The sequence below is a fragment of the Micromonospora sp. WMMC241 genome (assembly GCF_027460165.1).
Classification (GTDB): Bacteria; Actinomycetota; Actinomycetes; order Mycobacteriales; family Micromonosporaceae; genus Micromonospora; species Micromonospora humi.
On sequence record NZ_JAPZBF010000001.1, the window covers coordinates 4876949 to 4894373 of the forward strand.

The window sequence follows — 17425 nt, forward strand, 5'->3', positions numbered from 1 at the left end:
CGACCACCGCCCGGTGCGACGGACCGGGCCCGCCCGTCAGAGGTGACTCATCATGGCCTGGATCGTGTTGGTGCTCTCCGGACTGCTGGAGACCGCGTGGGCGATCGCCCTGGACCGCAGCGCCGGCTTCACCCGCCCCCTCCCCTCCGCCGTCTTCGCGGTCACGCTGGTCGGCAGCATGGCCGGCCTGGCGTACGCGCTGCGCGACATCCCGGTCGGCACCGGCTACGCGGTCTGGGTCGGGATCGGCGCGGTGGGCACCGCGCTCGTCGGCATGCTCGCGCTCGGCGAGTCGGCGAACCTGCCTCGGATCGCCTGCCTGCTGCTGGTGGTGGCCGGTGTGGTCGGCCTGAAAGTCTTCCACTGATCGATACGCGATCCGGTTTGGACGGCCGCACGGTCGGGGTAGGTGATCCGCAGCTCACCGAGAGAGATCACCCCACGGAGGAACCCATGGCCGACGTCCACGCCACCGCCCGCCCGCGCAGCAGCGCCGCCCGGATCTGCACCATCATCGCGTTCGTCTTCGCGGCCATCGCGATCTTCATCCTGCCGCCGCTGTTCGGCCTGGTCGGCCTCGTGCTGGGCATCGTCGGCGCGGTGCTCGGCGACAAGCCCCTCGGCTGGTACGCCGCCGCCGCCAGCGTGGCCGGCGCCGTGCTCGGCATGATCATCGGCTACGCCATCCTCAACTCCTGAGGCCACCACGTCACACGGGCCCGCCGGTCGTCCGGCGGGCCCGTGTCGTGTCCGCCGTCAGCCCTCGCCGCCACGCAGGCCGGCCAGGACCTCCTCCAACTCGTCCGGCTTGACCAGCACGTCCCGGGCCTTGGAGCCCTCGGACGGGCCGACCACGCCCCGGGTCTCCATCAGGTCCATCAGCCGGCCCGCCTTGGCGAAGCCGACCCGCAGCTTGCGCTGGAGCATCGAGGTCGAGCCGAACTGCGAGGTGACCACCAGCTCGACCGCCTGCACCAGCAGGTCCAGGTCGTCGCCGATGTCCTCGTCGATCTTCTTCTTGCTGTCCTGCGCCGGGGCGAGCACGTCCGGGCGGAACTCCGGCTCGCGCTGGTCCTTGCAGAACTTGACCACGTCGGCGATCTCGCGCTCGGTCACCCAGGCGCCCTGGATCCGCACCGGCTTCGACGCGCCCATCGGCAGGAACAGGCCGTCGCCGCGGCCGAGCAGCTTCTCCGCGCCCGGCTGGTCGAGGATGACCCGGGAGTCGGCCAGCGACGAGGTGGCGAACGCCAGCCGGGACGGCACGTTCGCCTTGATCAGGCCGGTGACCACGTCCACCGACGGACGCTGGGTGGCCAGCACCAGGTGGATGCCGGCGGCGCGGGCCAACTGGGTGATCCGGACGACCGAGTCCTCCACGTCGCGCGGCGCGACCATCATCAGGTCGGCCAGCTCGTCCACGATCACCAGCAGGTAGGGGTAGGGCCGCATCTCCCGCTCGCTGCCGGGCGGGGCCTTGATCTCGCCGTTGCGCACCTTGCGGTTGAAGTCGTCGATGTGCCGGACCCCGTTCGCGGCGAGGTCGTCGTAGCGCATGTCCATCTCGCGCACGACCCACTCCAGCGAGTCGGCCGCCTTCTTCGGGTTGGTCACGATCGGCGTGACCAGGTGCGGGATGCCCTCGTAGCCGGTCATCTCGACCCGCTTCGGGTCGATCAGCAGCAGCCGCACCTCGTCCGGCGTGGCCCGGGTCAGGACGGACACCAGCAGCGAGTTGAGGCAGGACGACTTGCCGGCGCCGGTGGCGCCCGCGATGAGGATGTGCGGCATCTTCGCGAGGTTGGCCACCACGTAGCCGCCCTCGATGTCCTTGCCGAGCGCCACCACCATCGGGTGGTGGTCGCTGGTCGCGGCCCGCGAGCGCAGCACGTCGCCGAGCGCCACGTTCTCCGGGTCGGTGTTCGGGATCTCCACGCCGACCGCGCTCTTGCCCGGGATCGGGCTGAGGATCCGCACGTCCGGCGACTTCACCGCGTACGCGATGTTGCGGGACAGCTGGGTGATCCGCTCGACCTTGACGCCCGGCCCCAGCTCGACCTCGTAGCGGGTGACGGTCGGGCCGCGGGTGAAACCGGTGACCGCGGCGTCCACGTCGAACTGGTCGAAGACACCGGTCAGCGCCGCGATCACCTCGTCGTTGGCCTTGCTCCGGGTCTTCGCCGCGGCCCCGGCGCCGAGCAGGTTGGCGGGCGGCAGCGTGTAGTCGCCGGCCAGCCCGGTGAGCGCGAGCTGCTCGGCGCGGGTGGGCAGCGGCGAGTGCTCCGGCGGCTCGGCCGGCTTGCGGTTCGCCGGCACCTTGGGCATCTTGCGCGGCAGCACGATGGTTTCCTGCAGGTCGACGCCGGCCAACTCGTCGTCCGGGTCCAACTCCGCCGGGTCCAGCGGCGGCGGGAGCCGCTTCGCCGGCCGCCTGCGCGCCGGCTTCGGCGGCGCCTCGACCTCATCCACCTCGTCGACGGCCTCGGGGGCGTCCGGGTCGGCGCGCAGGCCGAGCCGCTCCGGGATCCGGTTGATCGGGGTCGCGGTCACCACCAGCAGGCCGAACACCAGCAGCAGGACCAGCAGCGGCATGGCCACCCAGGCGGTCACCGCCGACTTCAGCAGGTCGCCCACGCCGGCGCCGACCAGGCCGCCCGCGTAGTCGCGCTGGACCTCGTCGACCGGGTTCTGCCCGATGTGCAGCATCGAGGCGGTGGCCAGCAGCATCGAACCCCAACCGACCAGGCCACGACCGCGGTGCTCCGGGTCGACCGGGGTACGCATCAGCCGCCACGCGCCGACCATCAACAGCACCGGCAGCACTATCGAGATCGCCCCGACGAAGAGGCGCACGGTGTCGGCCAGGTGCCGGCCGACCGGGCCGGCGCCGCCGCCCCAGATGCCCACCGCGGCGAGGATGGCCAGCCCGAACAGCAACAGGCCGGCGCCGTCGCGGCGGTGCTCCGGGTCGAGCTCCCGGGTGGACGCGGCCTGCCGGCCGGCGGCCCGGAACACCCACCCGACCGAGTGGGCCAGCCCCATCCACAGGGCGTTGGCCGCACCGCCGACGAACGCCGCCGGGCTCGGCCCGCGGGCCGGTCGCCGCCGGGCGGGCTTGCGCGCCGCCTTCTTCGCCGGTTGCCGGGCACGGTTGTTCGTGGAGCCACGTGGCGACGCGCCGCGCCGCCGGCTCGCCTGAGAGGTACGGCCCGCCATAGAGTCACGGTAACGGCGGTACCCGGCGGAACGCCGCTTTTCCGGGTCGTGTCCGCGTGTCACAGCACGGATCGGACCGTCGTTTGTGTTATTCGCCTCAGAAGGGATGCCCGATGGCGTCGCCGGAGATCGAGGACGGTCCGGACGGTCCGCTGGCCGGGCACCCCCAGGCGCTGCGGCCACTGACCGGTGAGCTGATCGCCGCCGTGCTGACCCACCGGGGATACGCGGTGGTCGAGGAGCCCGACGGTGCCCTGGTCGGCCGCTGGGAGCGGAGCCTGGTCTGGTTCCACCGTCGCGGCGCAGCCGGCGAACAGTTCCAGGTGCGCACCGTCACCGCGCCCCGGTTCGGCATCGAACGCGTGCCCGAGCTGCACGCGTTCTGCAACACCTGGAACCACGACCGGCTCTGGCCCAAGGCGTACGTGCACGTCGCCGACGACGGGACGGCCCAGGTCTGCGGTGAGGTCACCACCGACCTGGAACGCGGCGTGACCCCGCACCAGCTCGACCGGCTGGTCGACTGTGGCGTCACCACCGGCTGCCAGCTCGCCGACGCCGTCGCCGAGCTGCCCGGCGGGTCGGTCCGATGACGACGGCCCGCGACCGAGGGCTGGCCGCAGCGCTCGCCGACGCCCGGGACCGCCCCGACGGCGAGGAACGCTGCGCCGAGCTGGAGCGGATCGCCGCCCGCGCCGACGCCACCGGCGACCCACGTACCGCCCTCGCCGCGCGGTTCGCGCTGGTCGAGGCGTACCTGCACCTGGGTGAGCGGTGGCGCACCGTGGAGCCGGTCCGCCACCTGCGGGCCACACTGGCCCGCCACCCCGGGCTGCTCGACGCCCGGCCCGACGAGCTGACCCGGTTGCGCCGGCACCAGCGGCAGGCGGTCGAGGCGCTCTTCGGCACCCCCCGGGTGGGGCTGGACCAGGCCCGGTCCCTGCTCGACACGCTCGCCGAGGAGCTGGGCCCGGACGCCGCGCCGGTCGCCGAGCTGCGCTGCCGGCTCGCCGACCACCTCGGTGACGAGCCGGCCGCCCGGCGCGCGTACGCCGACTGGACGGCCGGCGACCCGGCGGACCCGGTGGGCGGCTGCCCGGGCTGCGCCCCGGCACGGCGGGCCGACCTGCTGGCCCGTTGGGGCGAGCCGGAGGCGGCCCTGGCGGCGCTGGCGTCGACCGACCCGGCGGGCTGCACCGACCAACCCGAACGGTCCCTCGCCGCGGGACTTCTCCCGTGGCTGCGCACCGGCGCGGTGACCCAGGCGGCGCGGGCCCACGTGCGCGCATACCGCCGGCACCGGCGGGAGCGCACCGCGTTCCCGCTGCTCGCCACGCACCTGCGGTTCTGCGCGCTGGGTGGCTACCTGCACCGCGGGCTGGAGCTGCTGACCGCGCAGCTGCCCCGACTGGACCACCCGGCCGACGACCTGTCCGCGATGGAGTTCGCGGCGGCGGGCGCGCTGCTCTGCGGGCTGGCCGCGGAGGCCGGTCTCGGCGGCCGGCGGATCCACCGCCCCGGGCACGGCTCCCGGCCGGCGGCCGAGGTGGACGTGGCCACGCTCGGCGCGCAACTCCAGGCGCTGGCCACCGCGTTGGCCGGCAGCTTCGACGCCCGCAACGGCACCGGTCACCAGTCCGGGCGGATCGCCTCCTGGCTGGCCGAACGGCCCCTCGCCGGGCCGGTGTCGCTGGCCGCCGAGAGCGAGTTCGACGACGAGCCGGCGGTCGAGGAGGCCGAACCCGGCCGCGCCAACCCGGACGAACCGGCCCCGCTCGACCTGGCGACGCTCGCCGCCGTGCTGGACGGCCGGGGCGAGACGTACACCGTGGAGCCGGACGGCACGCTGGTCGGGCGGTGGGGCGAGGCGACGATCCAGTTCCGGCGGCTCGGCCGGCACGGCGACGTGCTGCACACCCGGGTGGTGGCGACCCGCCGGCTCCCGGCCGCCCGCCGCGCCGAGGCGTACGCGTTCTGCAACGTCTGGAACCACGACCGGCTGCTACCCGCCGCCTACGTGCACGAGCCCGACGACGAGACGCTGGTGCTGGCCGCCGGCATCACCACCGACCTGTCCTGCGGCGTCGCCCCGACGCAGCTCGCCGTGCTGGTGGCCGCCGCGGTCCGCACCGGCACGGCCTACGCCGACGCGGTCGCCGCGCTGCCCTGACCCCGGCCTGATCCACCGTCCGCTAGCCGCGCACCCGCAGCCAGTCGGTGAGCTCGGCGTCCAGGTCGGCCACCGCGCGCAGTCGCGACCCGTCCGCGCGGGCGGTGAAGACGCGCCGGATCCCCGGCAGGTCCGGGTCGGAGGACGCCTCGGTGGCGGTGAAGGCGACCTTCGCTCCGTTCGGGGAGAAGACCGGCGCGCCGACGCCGCTCAGCGAGGCGGACCAGACGCCCGCGTGCGTGGACGGCCCTCCGGCGGCCGGCACGGTGAGGAACTCCGACTGGCCGGCGTAGACGATCGTCGCGCCGTCGGGCGACCAGTCGGGCGGGGAGAACTGGGCCAGCCCTTCGGTCGTCACCGCGCGGGACTCCCGGGTGGCCAGGTCGATCACGAACACGTCGCCGTCCTTGACGTAGGCGACGGAGCTGCCGTCCGGCGAGAACGTGCCCGGCCCGCCGACCTGCACCAACTGGTCGTTGCCGGTGCCGTCGACATTGATGATGTTGAGCCCGCGCTCGCCGCGCGTGCCCCAGTAGTAGGTGATCCACCGGCCGTCGGGCGACCAATCGGGCCAGGACACACCGCCCTGCGCATTGGGATTGTGCACCAGGACCCGTTCCCGCGTGCCGTCGCGCGCGGCGACCAGCAGGTCGTCCGCGCCGAAGCAACCCTCGGTCTCCGGGTGGCAGGGATCGACGTCGCGGACGTAGGCGGGGCGACCGGAGCGGCTGACCGTGGCGTCCTGACCGGCGCCCACCACTCCGAGCACCTGGCCGGTGACCGGGTCCAGGCGCTGGGTCGAGTCGTAGCCGGAGGCCAGCAGGCCGCCGCTCGGCTCGGCGGCACCCGCCGCGGCGCCCCCGAGCAGCACCTGCCCCAGCACCATCATCGCACCGACCGTCGCCGCCATCGCGCGCTTCGCCATGCCCACCCCCGTTGATGTCCACATCGGAGCCTAGAGGTCCGACGGGCGGCCTGCTGCCCCGCCGGCGCGGCGCGGCTCCCGACCACCGGGCGGTGGGGGTGCCGGAGGATCTGCGCCGCCGACGCGGCGCGGCCCCCGACCACCGGGCGGTGGCAGTCGGGGGCCGCGGTCTCGGAGCCGCCGGGCGGCGGTCAGCGGGCGGAGAACGCCAGCGTGTACTCGCCGGAGCCGGCCAGGCCGACGACCCGGTAGCGGTAGGCGCCGGCCGGGGTGTCGGCGGTCAGCTTCGCCATGCCGTCGGCGTTGTCGGCGCGGGCCACGGTGCGGAACGTGCCGCCGGTGAAGCGTTGCAGCTCCAGCACCACCCGGGCGCCCTCCGGCGCGGCGACGCAGGCCTCCTGCGCGCCGCCGGCCACCCGGAAGAACCGGCCGTCCGGCTGCACCTGGGCGCGTCCGGCGGCGATCCGACCGGTCCGGCTCACCTGGCCGGCGCACTCGGTGTCGGCGGCCGGCGGGGCGGGCGGCGCGCTGGCCGGCGGTGCGGTCTCGCCACCACCGGCCGGTGGCTCCGCGGGCGCCTGCTGGCCGGCCGTGACCAGCGTCAGGTTGTTGCGCTGGAGGATCTCGTTGACCGGCTGGAAGAACGTGACGCCGCCCCGGGTGCAGTCGCCGGAGCCGCCGGACGTGACGCCCTGAGCCTGGTCGCCGGACAGCCACGAGCCACCCGAGTCGCCCGGCTCGGCGCAGACGTCGGTGCGGGTCAGCCCGGTGACCGTCCCCTCCGGGTAGTTGACCGTGGCGTTCTTGGCCTGCACCACGCCGCAGCGGGTGCCGGTGGTGGAGCCGGACCGGCAGATCGAGGCGCCGACCGGGGCCTCGGTGGAGCCGTTCACCGGCACCGTTCCGCCGTTGAAGTCGTTCACCACGCCCTGCGGCGTCCAGTCGCCGTTCACCTTGACCACGCCCCAGTCGTCACCGGGGAACGAGGAGGCCGAGAACGTGCCCTGGGCGACCCGGTTCGACCCGTCGGTGCGGTCCCCCGGCCGGCCGCAGTGCCCGGCGGTGACGAAGCCGCCGACCACCGAGAAGCCGACCGAGCAGCGGCCGGCGTTGTTGATGAAGAAGGCGTCGCCGCCGCGCACGTCGAAGAGCGGGCGGGGGGCCTCGTCGGCGGTACGCACCCGGACCGGGCCGGCGCCCGTCCCGCCGACGGCGGCGAACCGGCGGCCGGCGGCCTCCGCACCGGGCCGGGCGACCACCACCACGGAGTTGCTGGCCACGTCGACGTACCAGCCGGCGATGTCAGGGCTCGCGTCCGCGCCGGCCGCGTCCAGCCGGCTCTTGACCGCGTCCAGCTCGGCCACCGGGCGTGCCACCCGTTTCGGCACCGCGCCGGCCGCCTTCACCCGGGCCTCGGCCGCCGGGTCGGCAACCGCCACGTTGAGCGTGGCGCCGTCGTCGCTGAGCCAGCTGCCGCCGTAGTCGGCGCCGAGTTCGGTGCGGAGCTTGGTGACCGTGCCGGCGGCCCAGCGTTCGGTCTTCAGCCGGCGTACCGCCTGGTCGCGCGTGATCGAGAGGTCGCGGCCGAGCGCGTCCAGGACCTCCGGGGCGATGCCGTCGGCCGCCGGAGCGGCCCGCCGGGGTTCCTCACCGGCGAACGACGGCAGGGTCACCGCCGCGGTCAGTCCGGCCGCCGCCACCACGACGCCGATGGCTGTCATCCGTCTGCGGTCCATCCGCCACGCTCCTCCCGACCGGCGCGGGGGCACGCCGGTCGGGAGGGAGTACGGAGACGCGCGCCGATCGGTTGAACGGCGACAAATGGTTTCGACGCAGCGTGTCGGTGCGTACCCGGAATGCGACGACGCCGGCCCACCGCGAACGGTGGGCCGGCGCGCGAACCTGTCGGGTCAGACCTCGACGACGGTCGGGACGATCATGGGACGGCGGCGGTACGCGTCGTTGACCCAGCGGCCGACCGTCCGGCGGACGATCTGCTGGAGCTGGTGCGGGTCGGTGATGCCGTCTGCGGCGGCCCGGTTGAGCGCCTCGGTGACCAGCGGGATCACCGGGTTGAACGCGCCCGGGTCCTCGGAGAAGCCCTTCGCCGAGACGGTCGGACCGGCGACCACCTTGCCGGTGACCGAGTCGACTACCACTGTGGTGGCGATGAAACCGCCGTCGCCGAGGATCCGCCGCTCGGTGAGCAGCGACTCGCTGACGTCGCCGACGGCGAGGCCGTCGACGTAGACGTAGCGGCTCCGCACGTGCCCCACCAGGCTGGCCCGGCCTTCGACCAGGTCGACCACGTCGCCGTCCTCGCAGAGCACCACCCGGTCCGCCGCGACGCCGGACTCGATGCCGAGCCGGGCGTGCGCGCGCAGGTGCCGCCACTCGCCGTGCACCGGCATCAGGTTGCTCGGTCGCACCACGTTGAGCAGGTAGAGCAGCTCCCCGGCGGGGGCGTGGCCGGAGACGTGCACCTTCGCCACGTCCTTGTGCACCACCACGGCGCCGGCCCGGGCCAGCCGGTTGATCACCCGGTAGACCGAGGTCTCGTTGCCCGGCACCAGCGACGAGGCCAGCACCACGGTGTCGCCCGGCGCGATGGTGATGTGCCGGTGGTCGCCGCTGGCCATCCGGCCGAGCGCGCTCATCGGCTCGCCCTGCGAACCGGTGGACATCAGCACGATCTGCTCGGGCGGCAGGTTGGTGGCCTCCTCGATGTTGACCACCAGGCCGGCCGGGATGTTGAGCAGGCCCAGGTCGCGGGCGATGCCCATGTTGCGGACCATGGACCGGCCGATCAGCGCCACCTTGCGGCCGTGCTCGATCGCCGAGTCGAAGACCTGCTGCACCCGGTGCACGTGCGAGGCGAACGAGGCGACGATGATCCGCCCCTTCGCCTTCGCGAAGATCGAGTCGAGCACCGGGCCGATCTCCCGCTCCGGCGTGACGAAGCCGGGGATCTCCGCGTTGGTGGAGTCGGACAGCAGCAGGTCGACGCCCTCGGCGCCGAGCCGGGCGAAGCCGGCCAGGTCGGTGATCCGGCCGTCCAGTGGGAGCTGGTCCATCTTGAAGTCGCCGGTGTGCAGCACCAGGCCGGCCGGGGTACGGATGGCCACCGCCAGCGCGTCCGGGATCGAGTGGTTCACCGCGAAGAACTCGCACTCGAACGGGCCGAGCCGTTCCCGGCCGCCCTCCCGCACGGTCAGCGTGTAGGGCTGGATCCGCCGCTCGGCCAGCTTCGCCTCGACAAGCGCCAGGGTGAACTGGGAACCGACCAGCGGGATGTCCGGCTTGTGGGCGAGCAGGTACGGCACCGCGCCGATGTGGTCCTCGTGGCCGTGGGTGAGCACGATCGCCTGCACGTCGGCCAGTCGGTCCAGGATCGGGCCGAAGTCGGGCAGGATCAGGTCCACACCCGGCTGCTCGACGTCGGGGAAGAGCACCCCGCAGTCGACGACGAGCAGCTTGCCGTCGTACTCGAAGACGGTCATGTTCCGGCCGATGGCGCCGAGTCCGCCGAGCGGCATGATCCGCAGACCGCCCTCCGGCAGCGGCGGGGGCAGCTCACCCTCGATGTGCGCCTCGGTCACGCGTCACCTCATTCTGCGACGCCGCCGCGCGGCGTCCGTCGTGTCGTCGGGTCATTCGGGCAGGGGCAGGCCCGCTGCGGCGCAGTCCGCGCGCAGCTGGGCCAGTTCGTCGCCGGTGGCCTCCACCAGCGGCGGTCGCACCGGGCCGGCCGGCAGGCCCTGGGCGGCGAGCCCGGCCTTGACCAGGATCGTGCCCTGGGTGCGGAAGATTCCGGTGTAGAGCGGCAGCAGCCGACGGTGCAGCGCGAGCGCGCCGGCGGTGTCGCCCGCCGCGAACGCCTCGATCATCTGCTTGGTCTGCCCGCCGGTGAAGTGGGTGGACGTGCCGACCACGCCGACCGCGCCGATCGACAGGAACGGCAGGGTCAGCGCGTCCTCGCCGCTGTAGAACGCGAGGTCGCTGCGGGCGAGCACCTCCGCGGAGGCGATCAGGTCGCCCTTGGCGTCCTTCACCGCCACGATCCGCCCGTGCTCGGCGAGCTTCACCAGCGTCTCGGTGGCGATCGCCACGCCGGAGCGGTGCGGGATGTCGTAGAGCATGACCGGCAGCCCGGTGGCGTCCGCGACGGTGGTGAAGTGACGCAGCAGCCCGGCCTGGGGCGGCTTGTTGTAGTAGGGCGTGACCACCAGCAGGCCGTGCGCGCCGGCCTTCTCGGCCTGCGCGGCCAGCTCGACGGTGTGCCGGGTGTCGTTGGTGCCCACCCCGGCGACGATCCGGGCCCGGTCGCCGACCGCCTCGACCACGGCGCGGATCAGGTTCTCCTTCTCCGCGTCGGTGGTGGTCGGCGACTCGCCCGTGGTGCCGTTGAGCACCAGCGCGTCGTTGCCCTGCTCGTCGACGAGGTGGCGGGCCAGGCGGGCCGCGCCGTCGAGGTCGAGCGCGCCGTCGGGGGTGAACGGCGTCACCATGGCCGTGATCACCCGCCCGAACGGGCGCGACGGGCCACGGTCCGAGGTGGCGGAGTGGTCGTGCGTCATGCTCACAACCTAGCGGACGACCACCGGTGCCCCGGCGGCGAAGGGCGACGGTTCACTCGGCGTGCGGCGAGGCCGCCACCTCGGTGCCGTCCGGCAGCGTGGAGATCACGAAGTCGGCGAACACATTCGGGGCCACGCCCTGGAGCTGGCGCAGGCACTCCACGGCCAGCTCGCGGATCTCCACGTCGGCGTGCTCGGTGGCGCGCATCTTCACGAAGTGCCGCCAGGCCCGGTAGTTGCCGGTCACCACGATCCGCGTCTCGGTCGCGTTCGGCAGTACGGCCCGGGCCGCCTGCCGGGCCTGCTTGCGGCGCAGCGTCGGGTTCGGCTCGTCGACGAAGCGGGCCTCCAACCCCTCCAGCAGATCGGTGTACGCCCGTACCGCCGCCTCGGACGCCTCGACGAACCGCTTGTGCAGCTCCGGGTCCTCGGCGATCACCGCCGGCTCCACCATCGCCGCGTCCCGCTCCGGCACGTAGCGCTGGGAGAGCTGCGAGTAGGAGAAGTGCCGGTGCCGGATCAGCTCGTGCGTGAACGACCGGGAGACGCCGCTGAAGTAGAAGCTCACCGAGCCGTGCTCCAGCACGGAGAGGTGACCGACGTCGAGGATGTGCGCCAGATAGCCGGCGTTGGTCGCGGTGACCGGGTTCGGCTTCTTCCAGCTCTGGTAGCAGGCCCGGCCGGCGAACTCGGCGAGCGCCTGCCCACCGTCGGCGTCGGTCGACCACGGCACCTCGTCCGGTGCCTGGAACTGCGTCCACGCGATCAGCTTGACCTGGGGCTGCACCATCTCCGGCATGCCGAGGACTGTAGTTGGCGCCCGCCCGCCGAGGAAATCGGGCACGCGGCCGGGTCGGCACCGTCGCATCCCGCGCCGTTGGCCACCGTCTCGCGCGGCCCGGCGCTCCCCCTGAAGCGCCTTTCGAGCTGAGTCGTTGGTGACATCACCGGATTCGGCTTCGAGATCTTGGTACGAATCGGCCCCTCCAGGGGCCATTTCATACCAAGATCTTCGGCGTTCTCGAATTGTGGCACACGGCTCTCAGGTCGCGGGAGATGCGCGAAGGGCCGGTGGGATTCGGCAGCTCGGCGTTCGCGTGCGCTGCCGCAGCTGGCATCCAGGTGCGCGTGTCGCGTGATCTCGACAGGGCGTCGGGAAGCGGGTCGTCCACGGCCGGACGGCGCGCCACCACGTCGTGCGTGGCGGTGCCGTCAGACGTAGAGCGAGGGGAACGGCGCCCACGGCAGGTTGCGGGCCACCGAGAAGACCGCCCAGGCGGCCAGGAACACACCGATCACCTTCGGGCTGAGCTGCAACTCGGGCAGTCGCCAGCCGAACGCCCGGTTGCCGGCCCAGGCGACGAAGAGCCAGGCCAGGAACGGCAGCGCGAAGACGAACAGGAAGTGGTGCCGGGCGGCCGCCGGCAGGTCGCCGTGCAGCACGTACCAGAGGGCGCGGGTGCCGCCGCAGCCCGGGCAGTCCAGCCCGGTGGTGAGCTTGAGCAGGCAGGTCGGCCGGGCGTCCGGGTCGCTCTGGGTGGGATCGCTGATCAGCGCGTAGGTCATGCCGAGGCCGACGCAGCCGAGCGCGGCCAACGGCACCGCCCAGCGCGGGGCGCGGGCGTGCAGGCGCAGCACCATCCGGGTGAACCGGTCGGGCTCGACCGGCTGGTAGGCCACCCCGGCCGGCCACGGCCCTCCGGCAGGTCCGGTCGGCGCGGCAGGTCCGGTCGGCGCGGCAGGTCCGGCAGGGCCGGCATGGGAGTGCATGTGCGGGCCGGCGTGCCCGTGCGGGACGGCGTGCGCGTGCGGCTCGGCGGGCCCGGGCGCGGTGGCGTGCGGGTCGGGCGCGGTGGCAGGCCGGTCAACGCTCGTCACGCGCTCACCGTACACCCGCCACGCCCACCAACGCGGCGGCCAGCGGAGCGGCCAGGTCGCCGGCGGCGGGTGGGGCGACCGCGTCCAGGCCGAGCCAGCCGGCGAGCCGGTAGAGCTCGGCGGCGAGCGCCATCGCGGTCTCCCCCTCCTCGACGCCCGGCTCGGCCCAGGCGGCCGGCACCAGCAGCACGCCGGCCTTCCGGTCGGCCTTCAGGTCGACCCGGGCGGTGAAGCGCTCGCCCTGCCGGAACGGCAGCACGTAGTAGCCGTAAACCCGCTGGGGCGCCGGCACGTAGATCTCGATGCGGTAGGTGAAGCCGAAGAGCCGCTCGGCGCGGGCCCGCTCCCAGACCAGCGGGTCGAACGGGCTGACCAGCGTGTTGCCCAGCACCCAGCGGGGCAACCGGGCCTCGGCGTGCAGGTAGGCCGGCTGCCGCCAGCCCTGCACCGTCACCGGGGTCAGCTCGCCCGCCTCGACCAGTTCGGCGAGCGCCCGCCGGGCCCCGGCCACCGGCAGCCGGAAGTAGTCGCGCAGCTCCGGCTCGGCGGCGACGCCGAGCGACCGGGCGGCGATCGCGACAAGCGTGCGGTGCGCGTCCGCGTCGGTGGGGGTGGGCGCGTCCAGCACCGCCGCCGGCAGCACCCGCTCGGGCAGGTCGTAGCGGCGGGCGAACGAGCTGGTGCGGTCGGCGGCGGTGACCTCGCCGGACCAGAACAGGAACTCCAGCGCCCGCTTCACGGTCGACCAGTTCCAGCCCCAGTTGCCGGTCTCCCGGGGCGCGTCGTGCTCGATCTCGGCCGCGGTGAGCGGACCGCGGGCGGCCACCTCGTCGCGCACCCACGTCACCAGCTCGGGTTGCTCCTGGGCGATCCGGCGCATCCCGCCCCAGGCCTCGTCGCGCGCCTTGGCCATCCGCCAGCGCAGCGCCGGGTGCAGCCCCACCGGGACCAGCGACGCCTCGTGCGCCCAGTATTCGAACAGCTCGCGGGGGCGGCGGTAGGCGGCGGTGTCGAGCAGGGCGGTCGGGTAGGGCCCGAGCCGGCTGTAGAGCGGCAGGTAGTGCGCGCGCTGGAGCACGTTCACCGAGTCCATCTGGATCAACCCGACCCGGTCGAGCACCCGGCGCAGGTGCCGGCGGGTGGGCACGCCGGTGGGTGCCGGGTCGGCGAAGCCCTGGGCGGCCAGGGCGACCCGGCGGGCCTGGGCGAGCGAGAGCGATTCCGGTGCGGCCATCGTCGGGACCCTAATCCACACCTACGACGTCGCCGGTGCGGCGGCTGGACCCCTCGCCCGTCGGGGCATACAACGGACAGGTGCTCACCATCCGCCAGGAGGAGTCCGACGACGCCGAGGCGATCGCCCGGGTGCACATCCACGGCTGGCAGGCCGGGTACGCCGGGATCATGCCGGACGAGGTGCTGCGCCGGCTCAACCCGCGCGCCTGGGCGCAGCGCCGCCGCGACCTCGGCACCGCCGACCCGGAACACCCGTTCACCACGCTGGTCGCCGAGGCCGACGGCGTGCTCGCCGGCTTCACCACGTTCGGGCCGTACCGGAACAACCAGGACCGCGGCGACCTCGACCCGGCGCACGGCGAACTGCTGGCCATCTACCTGGAGCCGGCGCACTGGGGTTCCGGCGCCGGCTCGGCGCTGCTCACGGCGGCCCGGGCCGGCCTGGCCGAGCGGGGGTGGACGGATTACCGGCTCTGGGTGCTCGCCGACAACGCCCGGGCCCGCCGCTTCTACGAACGGGCCGGGCACTCACCGGACGGGGAGGAGTCCGCCTATCCGGTGCCGCTGCACGGCGGGCGCGACCCCGTCGTCCTCCGCGAGCTGCGCTACACCGGCCGGCTCGACGGCTGACCCGTCCGGTCCGCGGACGCCGTCCCGGCCGCCGCCGGTCGGCGTCGCCCGGCGCCGGATCGGCAGGCCGAGCAGCAGCGCCAGGCTGATCCAGACGTACGTGTTGCTGCCCAGGAAGCCGTCCACGCCGGTGAAGTCCTTCTCCCAGGCCCAGACGATCCGGCTGCACAGCAGCGCGTACCCGACCAGCGCGGCGGCCAGCAGCACGCGGCGTCGGCGCCCCCGGGCGGGCGCCGCCGTGCCGTTGTCGACGAGCAGGATCAGCCCCGGCAGCAGCCAGACCAGGTGGTGCACCCAGGTCACCGGGCTGACCAGGCACATCACCGCACCGGTCAGGGCCAGACCGGTGGCCTCGTCGCCGGCGGCCACCGCCCGTCGGCACCGCCAGCCCCAGACCACCAGCGTGACCAGTACGAGCAGCAGCCAGGCCAGCGTGCTCGGGTGCTCCGGGTCGAGCCGGGCCACCACCCCGCGCAGCGACTGGTTGGAGACGAACGCCAGCTCGCCGACCCGGTCGGTGTTCCACAGCGCCTCGGTCCAGAACTCCCGGGAGGCGTCCGGGAAGAGGCCGGCGGCCACCAGCGTGGCGACGGCGGCCGCGCCCACCGCGGTCGCGGCGGCCCGCCAGCGGCCGGTGACCAGCAGGTAGACGACGAAGATGCCCGGGGTCAGCTTGATCGCGGTGGCCAGCCCGATGCCCACGCCGGCCCACCGGTTGCCCGCCGGCAGCAGCCGGAGCAGGTCCACCGCCACCAGGAACAGCAGCAGCATGTTGACCTGCCCGAAGTTGACCGTCTCGCGCATCGGCTCGTACGCGGCGGCCAGGCAGAGCGCGACCGCGAGGGTGAACCACCGGGTCCAGCCGCAGCGGCGGGCCACCGGGTCCAGCAGCCACCAGATCACCACGGCGCTGACCACCACGGTCGCCGCGACGCTGACCACGATCGCGGCGTTCCACGGCAGGTACGCCATGGGCAGCATGACGAGCGCCGCGAACGGCGGGTAGGTGAAGCCGTACTGGGTGCCGGCCTTCAGGAAGTCGTAGATCTCCCCGCCGTCACGCGCCCAGTAGGTCAGCGCGCCGTAGTAGACCCGCAGGTCGAAGAAGCCGTGCCGGACCGCCGCCACGGAGAGGAACACGGTGACCGCCGCGGCGAGCGCCGCCACGGCGACGACCTGCGCGGTCGTCCGCCCGGCACCCTGCGCCACCGTCACCCTCCTCGCCCTGCGTAGGCTCACGTGCCATGGCTGAAGGCTACGTCCGCCCCGCGCGTCCCGAGGACGTCGCCGAGATCGCCCGCATCCAGCTCGCGACCTGGCGGGTCGCGTACCGCCGGATCCTGCCCCGGCACGTGCTCGACAACCTGGACGAGGCGTACCTCGCGCGGCGGTGGGGCGCGGCGGTGCAGGAGCCGCCCTCGGGCGCGCACCGGGTGCTGGTCGCCGTCGAACAGGCCGCGCAATCCTATCTGGTGGGGTTCGCCGCCTCCGGTCCGGCCGACGCCGAGGCGCTCGCACCGGGCGAGCCGCCCGACGCGCTCGCGTCGGGCGTGGTGGCGGTGACCGACCTGCTGGTGGAGCCGCGCTGGGGCCGGCGCGGGCACGGCAGCCGGCTGCTCGCCGCCGCGGTCGAGCACTGGCGCACGGACGGCTTCACCCGCGCGGTGGCGTGGACGTTCGACGCGGACGCGGCGACCCGCGCGTTCCTCGGGTCGACCGGCTGGGAGCCGGACGGCGCGACCCGGGCGCTGGACGTGGACGACATGCTGGTCCCCCAGCTCAGGCTGCACGTGGCCGTCCCGGAGGAAAAAGTCCCCGCGCAGCGATGAGTTCGCGCCCGCCCGCCGGTCTGACACCTGACGGGAGACACCGGCGGTCCCGGCACGGGGCGGGACCGCCGGCCGCCGTTCACCCCTTGTCGGCGCCGTCGTTGGCGCCCCGGACGAAGTAGCGCTGGAAGATCACGAAGAGCACCGCCACCGGGATGGTGGCCAGCAGCGCCGCGCCGAGCTTCAGCGGATATTGCGTGCCCTTGCCGAGCGAGCCGCTGACCAGGTCGGCCAGTCCACGGGGCAACGTGAACAGGTCCGGGTCCTGCACCGCGACGAGGCTGTGCGGGAACTCGTTCCAGGAGCCCTGGAACGACAGGATGGTCAGCGTGATCAGCGCCGGCCGGGCCATCGGCAGCACCACCGACCAGAACGTGCGGAACACGCCGGCGCCGTCGATCCGGGCCGCCTCCTCCACGCTGACCGGGATCGACTCGAAGAACTGTTTCATGATGAAGACGCCGGCCGCGTCGGCGAGCAGCGGCACGATCAGGCCGGCGTAGCTGTCGTAGAGGCCGATCTGCTTGAGCACCAGGAACTTCGGGATCAGCAGCACCACGCCCGGCACCGCCATCACCGCGATGACGGCGGCGAACAGCCCGGCCCGGCCCCGGAACCGCAGCCGGGCCAGCGCGTAGCCGGCGAGCGAGTCGAGGAACACCCGGCCGAGCGTCACCACCACGGTGACCAGCAGCGAGTTGCCGAGCCAGAGCGGGAAGGCGGTGCCCGCGAAGATCCGCTCGAAGCCGGCCAGGGTGAGCGGGTCGGGCAGCGGCGAGAGCGGGTTGGCCGCCGCGTCCGGCTCGGTCTTGAGCGAGTTGGCGAGCTGGATGACGAACGGGTAGAGGAAGACCAGCCCGAAGAAGATCAGGACGCCGTACCCGAGGAAGCGGTTGACCCGGGCGCGCGGCCCGCGGTCGGCGCGGCGCGCGGCGGGCGCCGGCCGGTCGGTCAGCACGGCCAT

The 17425-nt window shown here is 73.9% G+C and carries 16 protein-coding genes; 6 read left to right on the top strand and 10 right to left on the bottom strand.

From position 1 onward, the window contains the following. Positions 1-52: 52 nt before the first annotated feature. The gene (locus O7598_RS21970; RefSeq protein WP_269693190.1) at positions 53-367 is read left to right on the top strand and encodes a DMT family transporter; all 315 of its coding nucleotides are present in this window, start codon (positions 53-55) and stop codon (positions 365-367) included. Positions 368-453: 86 nt separating this feature from the next. Further along, positions 454-699 carry a hypothetical protein gene (locus O7598_RS21975; protein WP_091070989.1) on the top strand — a complete coding sequence of 82 codons (246 nt, stop codon included), beginning with the start codon at positions 454-456 and terminating at the stop codon, positions 697-699. A 57-nt stretch (positions 700-756) separates the two neighbouring features. Here the strand turns inward: O7598_RS21975 and O7598_RS21980 are convergent, their stop codons facing one another. Beyond that, positions 757-3216 (bottom strand): DNA translocase FtsK, encoded by a 2460-nt coding sequence (locus O7598_RS21980; RefSeq protein WP_269693191.1) that lies wholly within the window; start codon positions 3214-3216, stop codon positions 757-759. A gap of 113 nt (positions 3217-3329) precedes the next feature. Here O7598_RS21980 and O7598_RS21985 point away from each other — a divergent pair, with 113 nt between their 5' ends. After that, on the top strand, positions 3330-3809 hold the full coding sequence (locus O7598_RS21985) for a YbjN domain-containing protein (RefSeq protein WP_269693192.1): 480 nt from the start codon (positions 3330-3332) through the stop codon (positions 3807-3809). Beyond that, the gene (locus O7598_RS21990; protein WP_269693193.1) at positions 3806-5386 is read left to right on the top strand and encodes a YbjN domain-containing protein; all 1581 of its coding nucleotides are present in this window, start codon (positions 3806-3808) and stop codon (positions 5384-5386) included. The genes O7598_RS21985 and O7598_RS21990 overlap by 4 nt, the downstream gene beginning before the upstream one ends. 22 nt (positions 5387-5408) lie before the next feature. On the opposite strand, the gene O7598_RS21995 is transcribed toward O7598_RS21990, so the two are convergent. From O7598_RS21995 to O7598_RS22025, 7 genes are all read right to left on the bottom strand, one after another. After that, positions 5409-6311 (bottom strand): TolB family protein, encoded by a 903-nt coding sequence (locus O7598_RS21995; protein WP_269693194.1) that lies wholly within the window; start codon positions 6309-6311, stop codon positions 5409-5411. A gap of 191 nt (positions 6312-6502) precedes the next feature. Then, positions 6503-8047, bottom strand: coding sequence for a S1 family peptidase (locus tag O7598_RS22000; RefSeq protein ID WP_269693195.1), 1545 nt, complete (start codon positions 8045-8047; stop codon positions 6503-6505). 174 nt (positions 8048-8221) lie between these two features. Further along, on the bottom strand, positions 8222-9910 hold the full coding sequence (locus tag O7598_RS22005) for a ribonuclease J (protein ID WP_269693196.1): 1689 nt from the start codon (positions 9908-9910) through the stop codon (positions 8222-8224). 51 nt (positions 9911-9961) lie between these two features. Next, positions 9962-10888 (bottom strand): 4-hydroxy-tetrahydrodipicolinate synthase, encoded by a 927-nt coding sequence (dapA, locus tag O7598_RS22010; RefSeq protein WP_269693197.1) that lies wholly within the window; start codon positions 10886-10888, stop codon positions 9962-9964. 52 nt (positions 10889-10940) lie between these two features. Next, complete coding sequence (gene thyX / locus O7598_RS22015) at positions 10941-11678, bottom strand: FAD-dependent thymidylate synthase (RefSeq protein ID WP_269694938.1); 738 nt, start codon at positions 11676-11678, stop codon at positions 10941-10943. Positions 11679-12100: 422 nt separating this feature from the next. Continuing rightward, positions 12101-12781 (bottom strand): DUF2752 domain-containing protein, encoded by a 681-nt coding sequence (locus tag O7598_RS22020; protein WP_442929883.1) that lies wholly within the window; start codon positions 12779-12781, stop codon positions 12101-12103. Beyond that, positions 12771-14000 carry a winged helix-turn-helix domain-containing protein gene (locus tag O7598_RS22025; RefSeq protein ID WP_269693198.1) on the bottom strand — a complete coding sequence of 410 codons (1230 nt, stop codon included), beginning with the start codon at positions 13998-14000 and terminating at the stop codon, positions 12771-12773. Before O7598_RS22025 ends, O7598_RS22020 begins: the two co-directional genes overlap by 11 nt. A gap of 80 nt (positions 14001-14080) precedes the next feature. Here O7598_RS22025 and O7598_RS22030 point away from each other — a divergent pair, with 80 nt between their 5' ends. Further along, entirely contained in the window at positions 14081-14632 is a 552-nt protein-coding gene (locus tag O7598_RS22030; RefSeq protein ID WP_269693199.1) for a GNAT family N-acetyltransferase, read from the top strand. On the opposite strand, the gene O7598_RS22035 is transcribed toward O7598_RS22030, so the two are convergent. Beyond that, positions 14531-15841: a glycosyltransferase 87 family protein gene (locus O7598_RS22035; protein ID WP_269693200.1), complete on the bottom strand. Its 1311-nt coding sequence runs from the start codon at positions 15839-15841 to the stop codon at positions 14531-14533. The genes O7598_RS22030 and O7598_RS22035 overlap by 102 nt on opposite strands. A gap of 35 nt (positions 15842-15876) precedes the next feature. On the opposite strand from O7598_RS22035, the gene O7598_RS22040 reads away from it, so the two are divergent. Continuing rightward, entirely contained in the window at positions 15877-16461 is a 585-nt protein-coding gene (locus tag O7598_RS22040; RefSeq protein ID WP_269693201.1) for a GNAT family N-acetyltransferase, read from the top strand. Positions 16462-16540: 79 nt separating this feature from the next. On the opposite strand, the gene O7598_RS22045 is transcribed toward O7598_RS22040, so the two are convergent. Then, positions 16541-17425, bottom strand: coding sequence for a carbohydrate ABC transporter permease (locus O7598_RS22045; protein ID WP_269693202.1), 885 nt, complete (start codon positions 17423-17425; stop codon positions 16541-16543).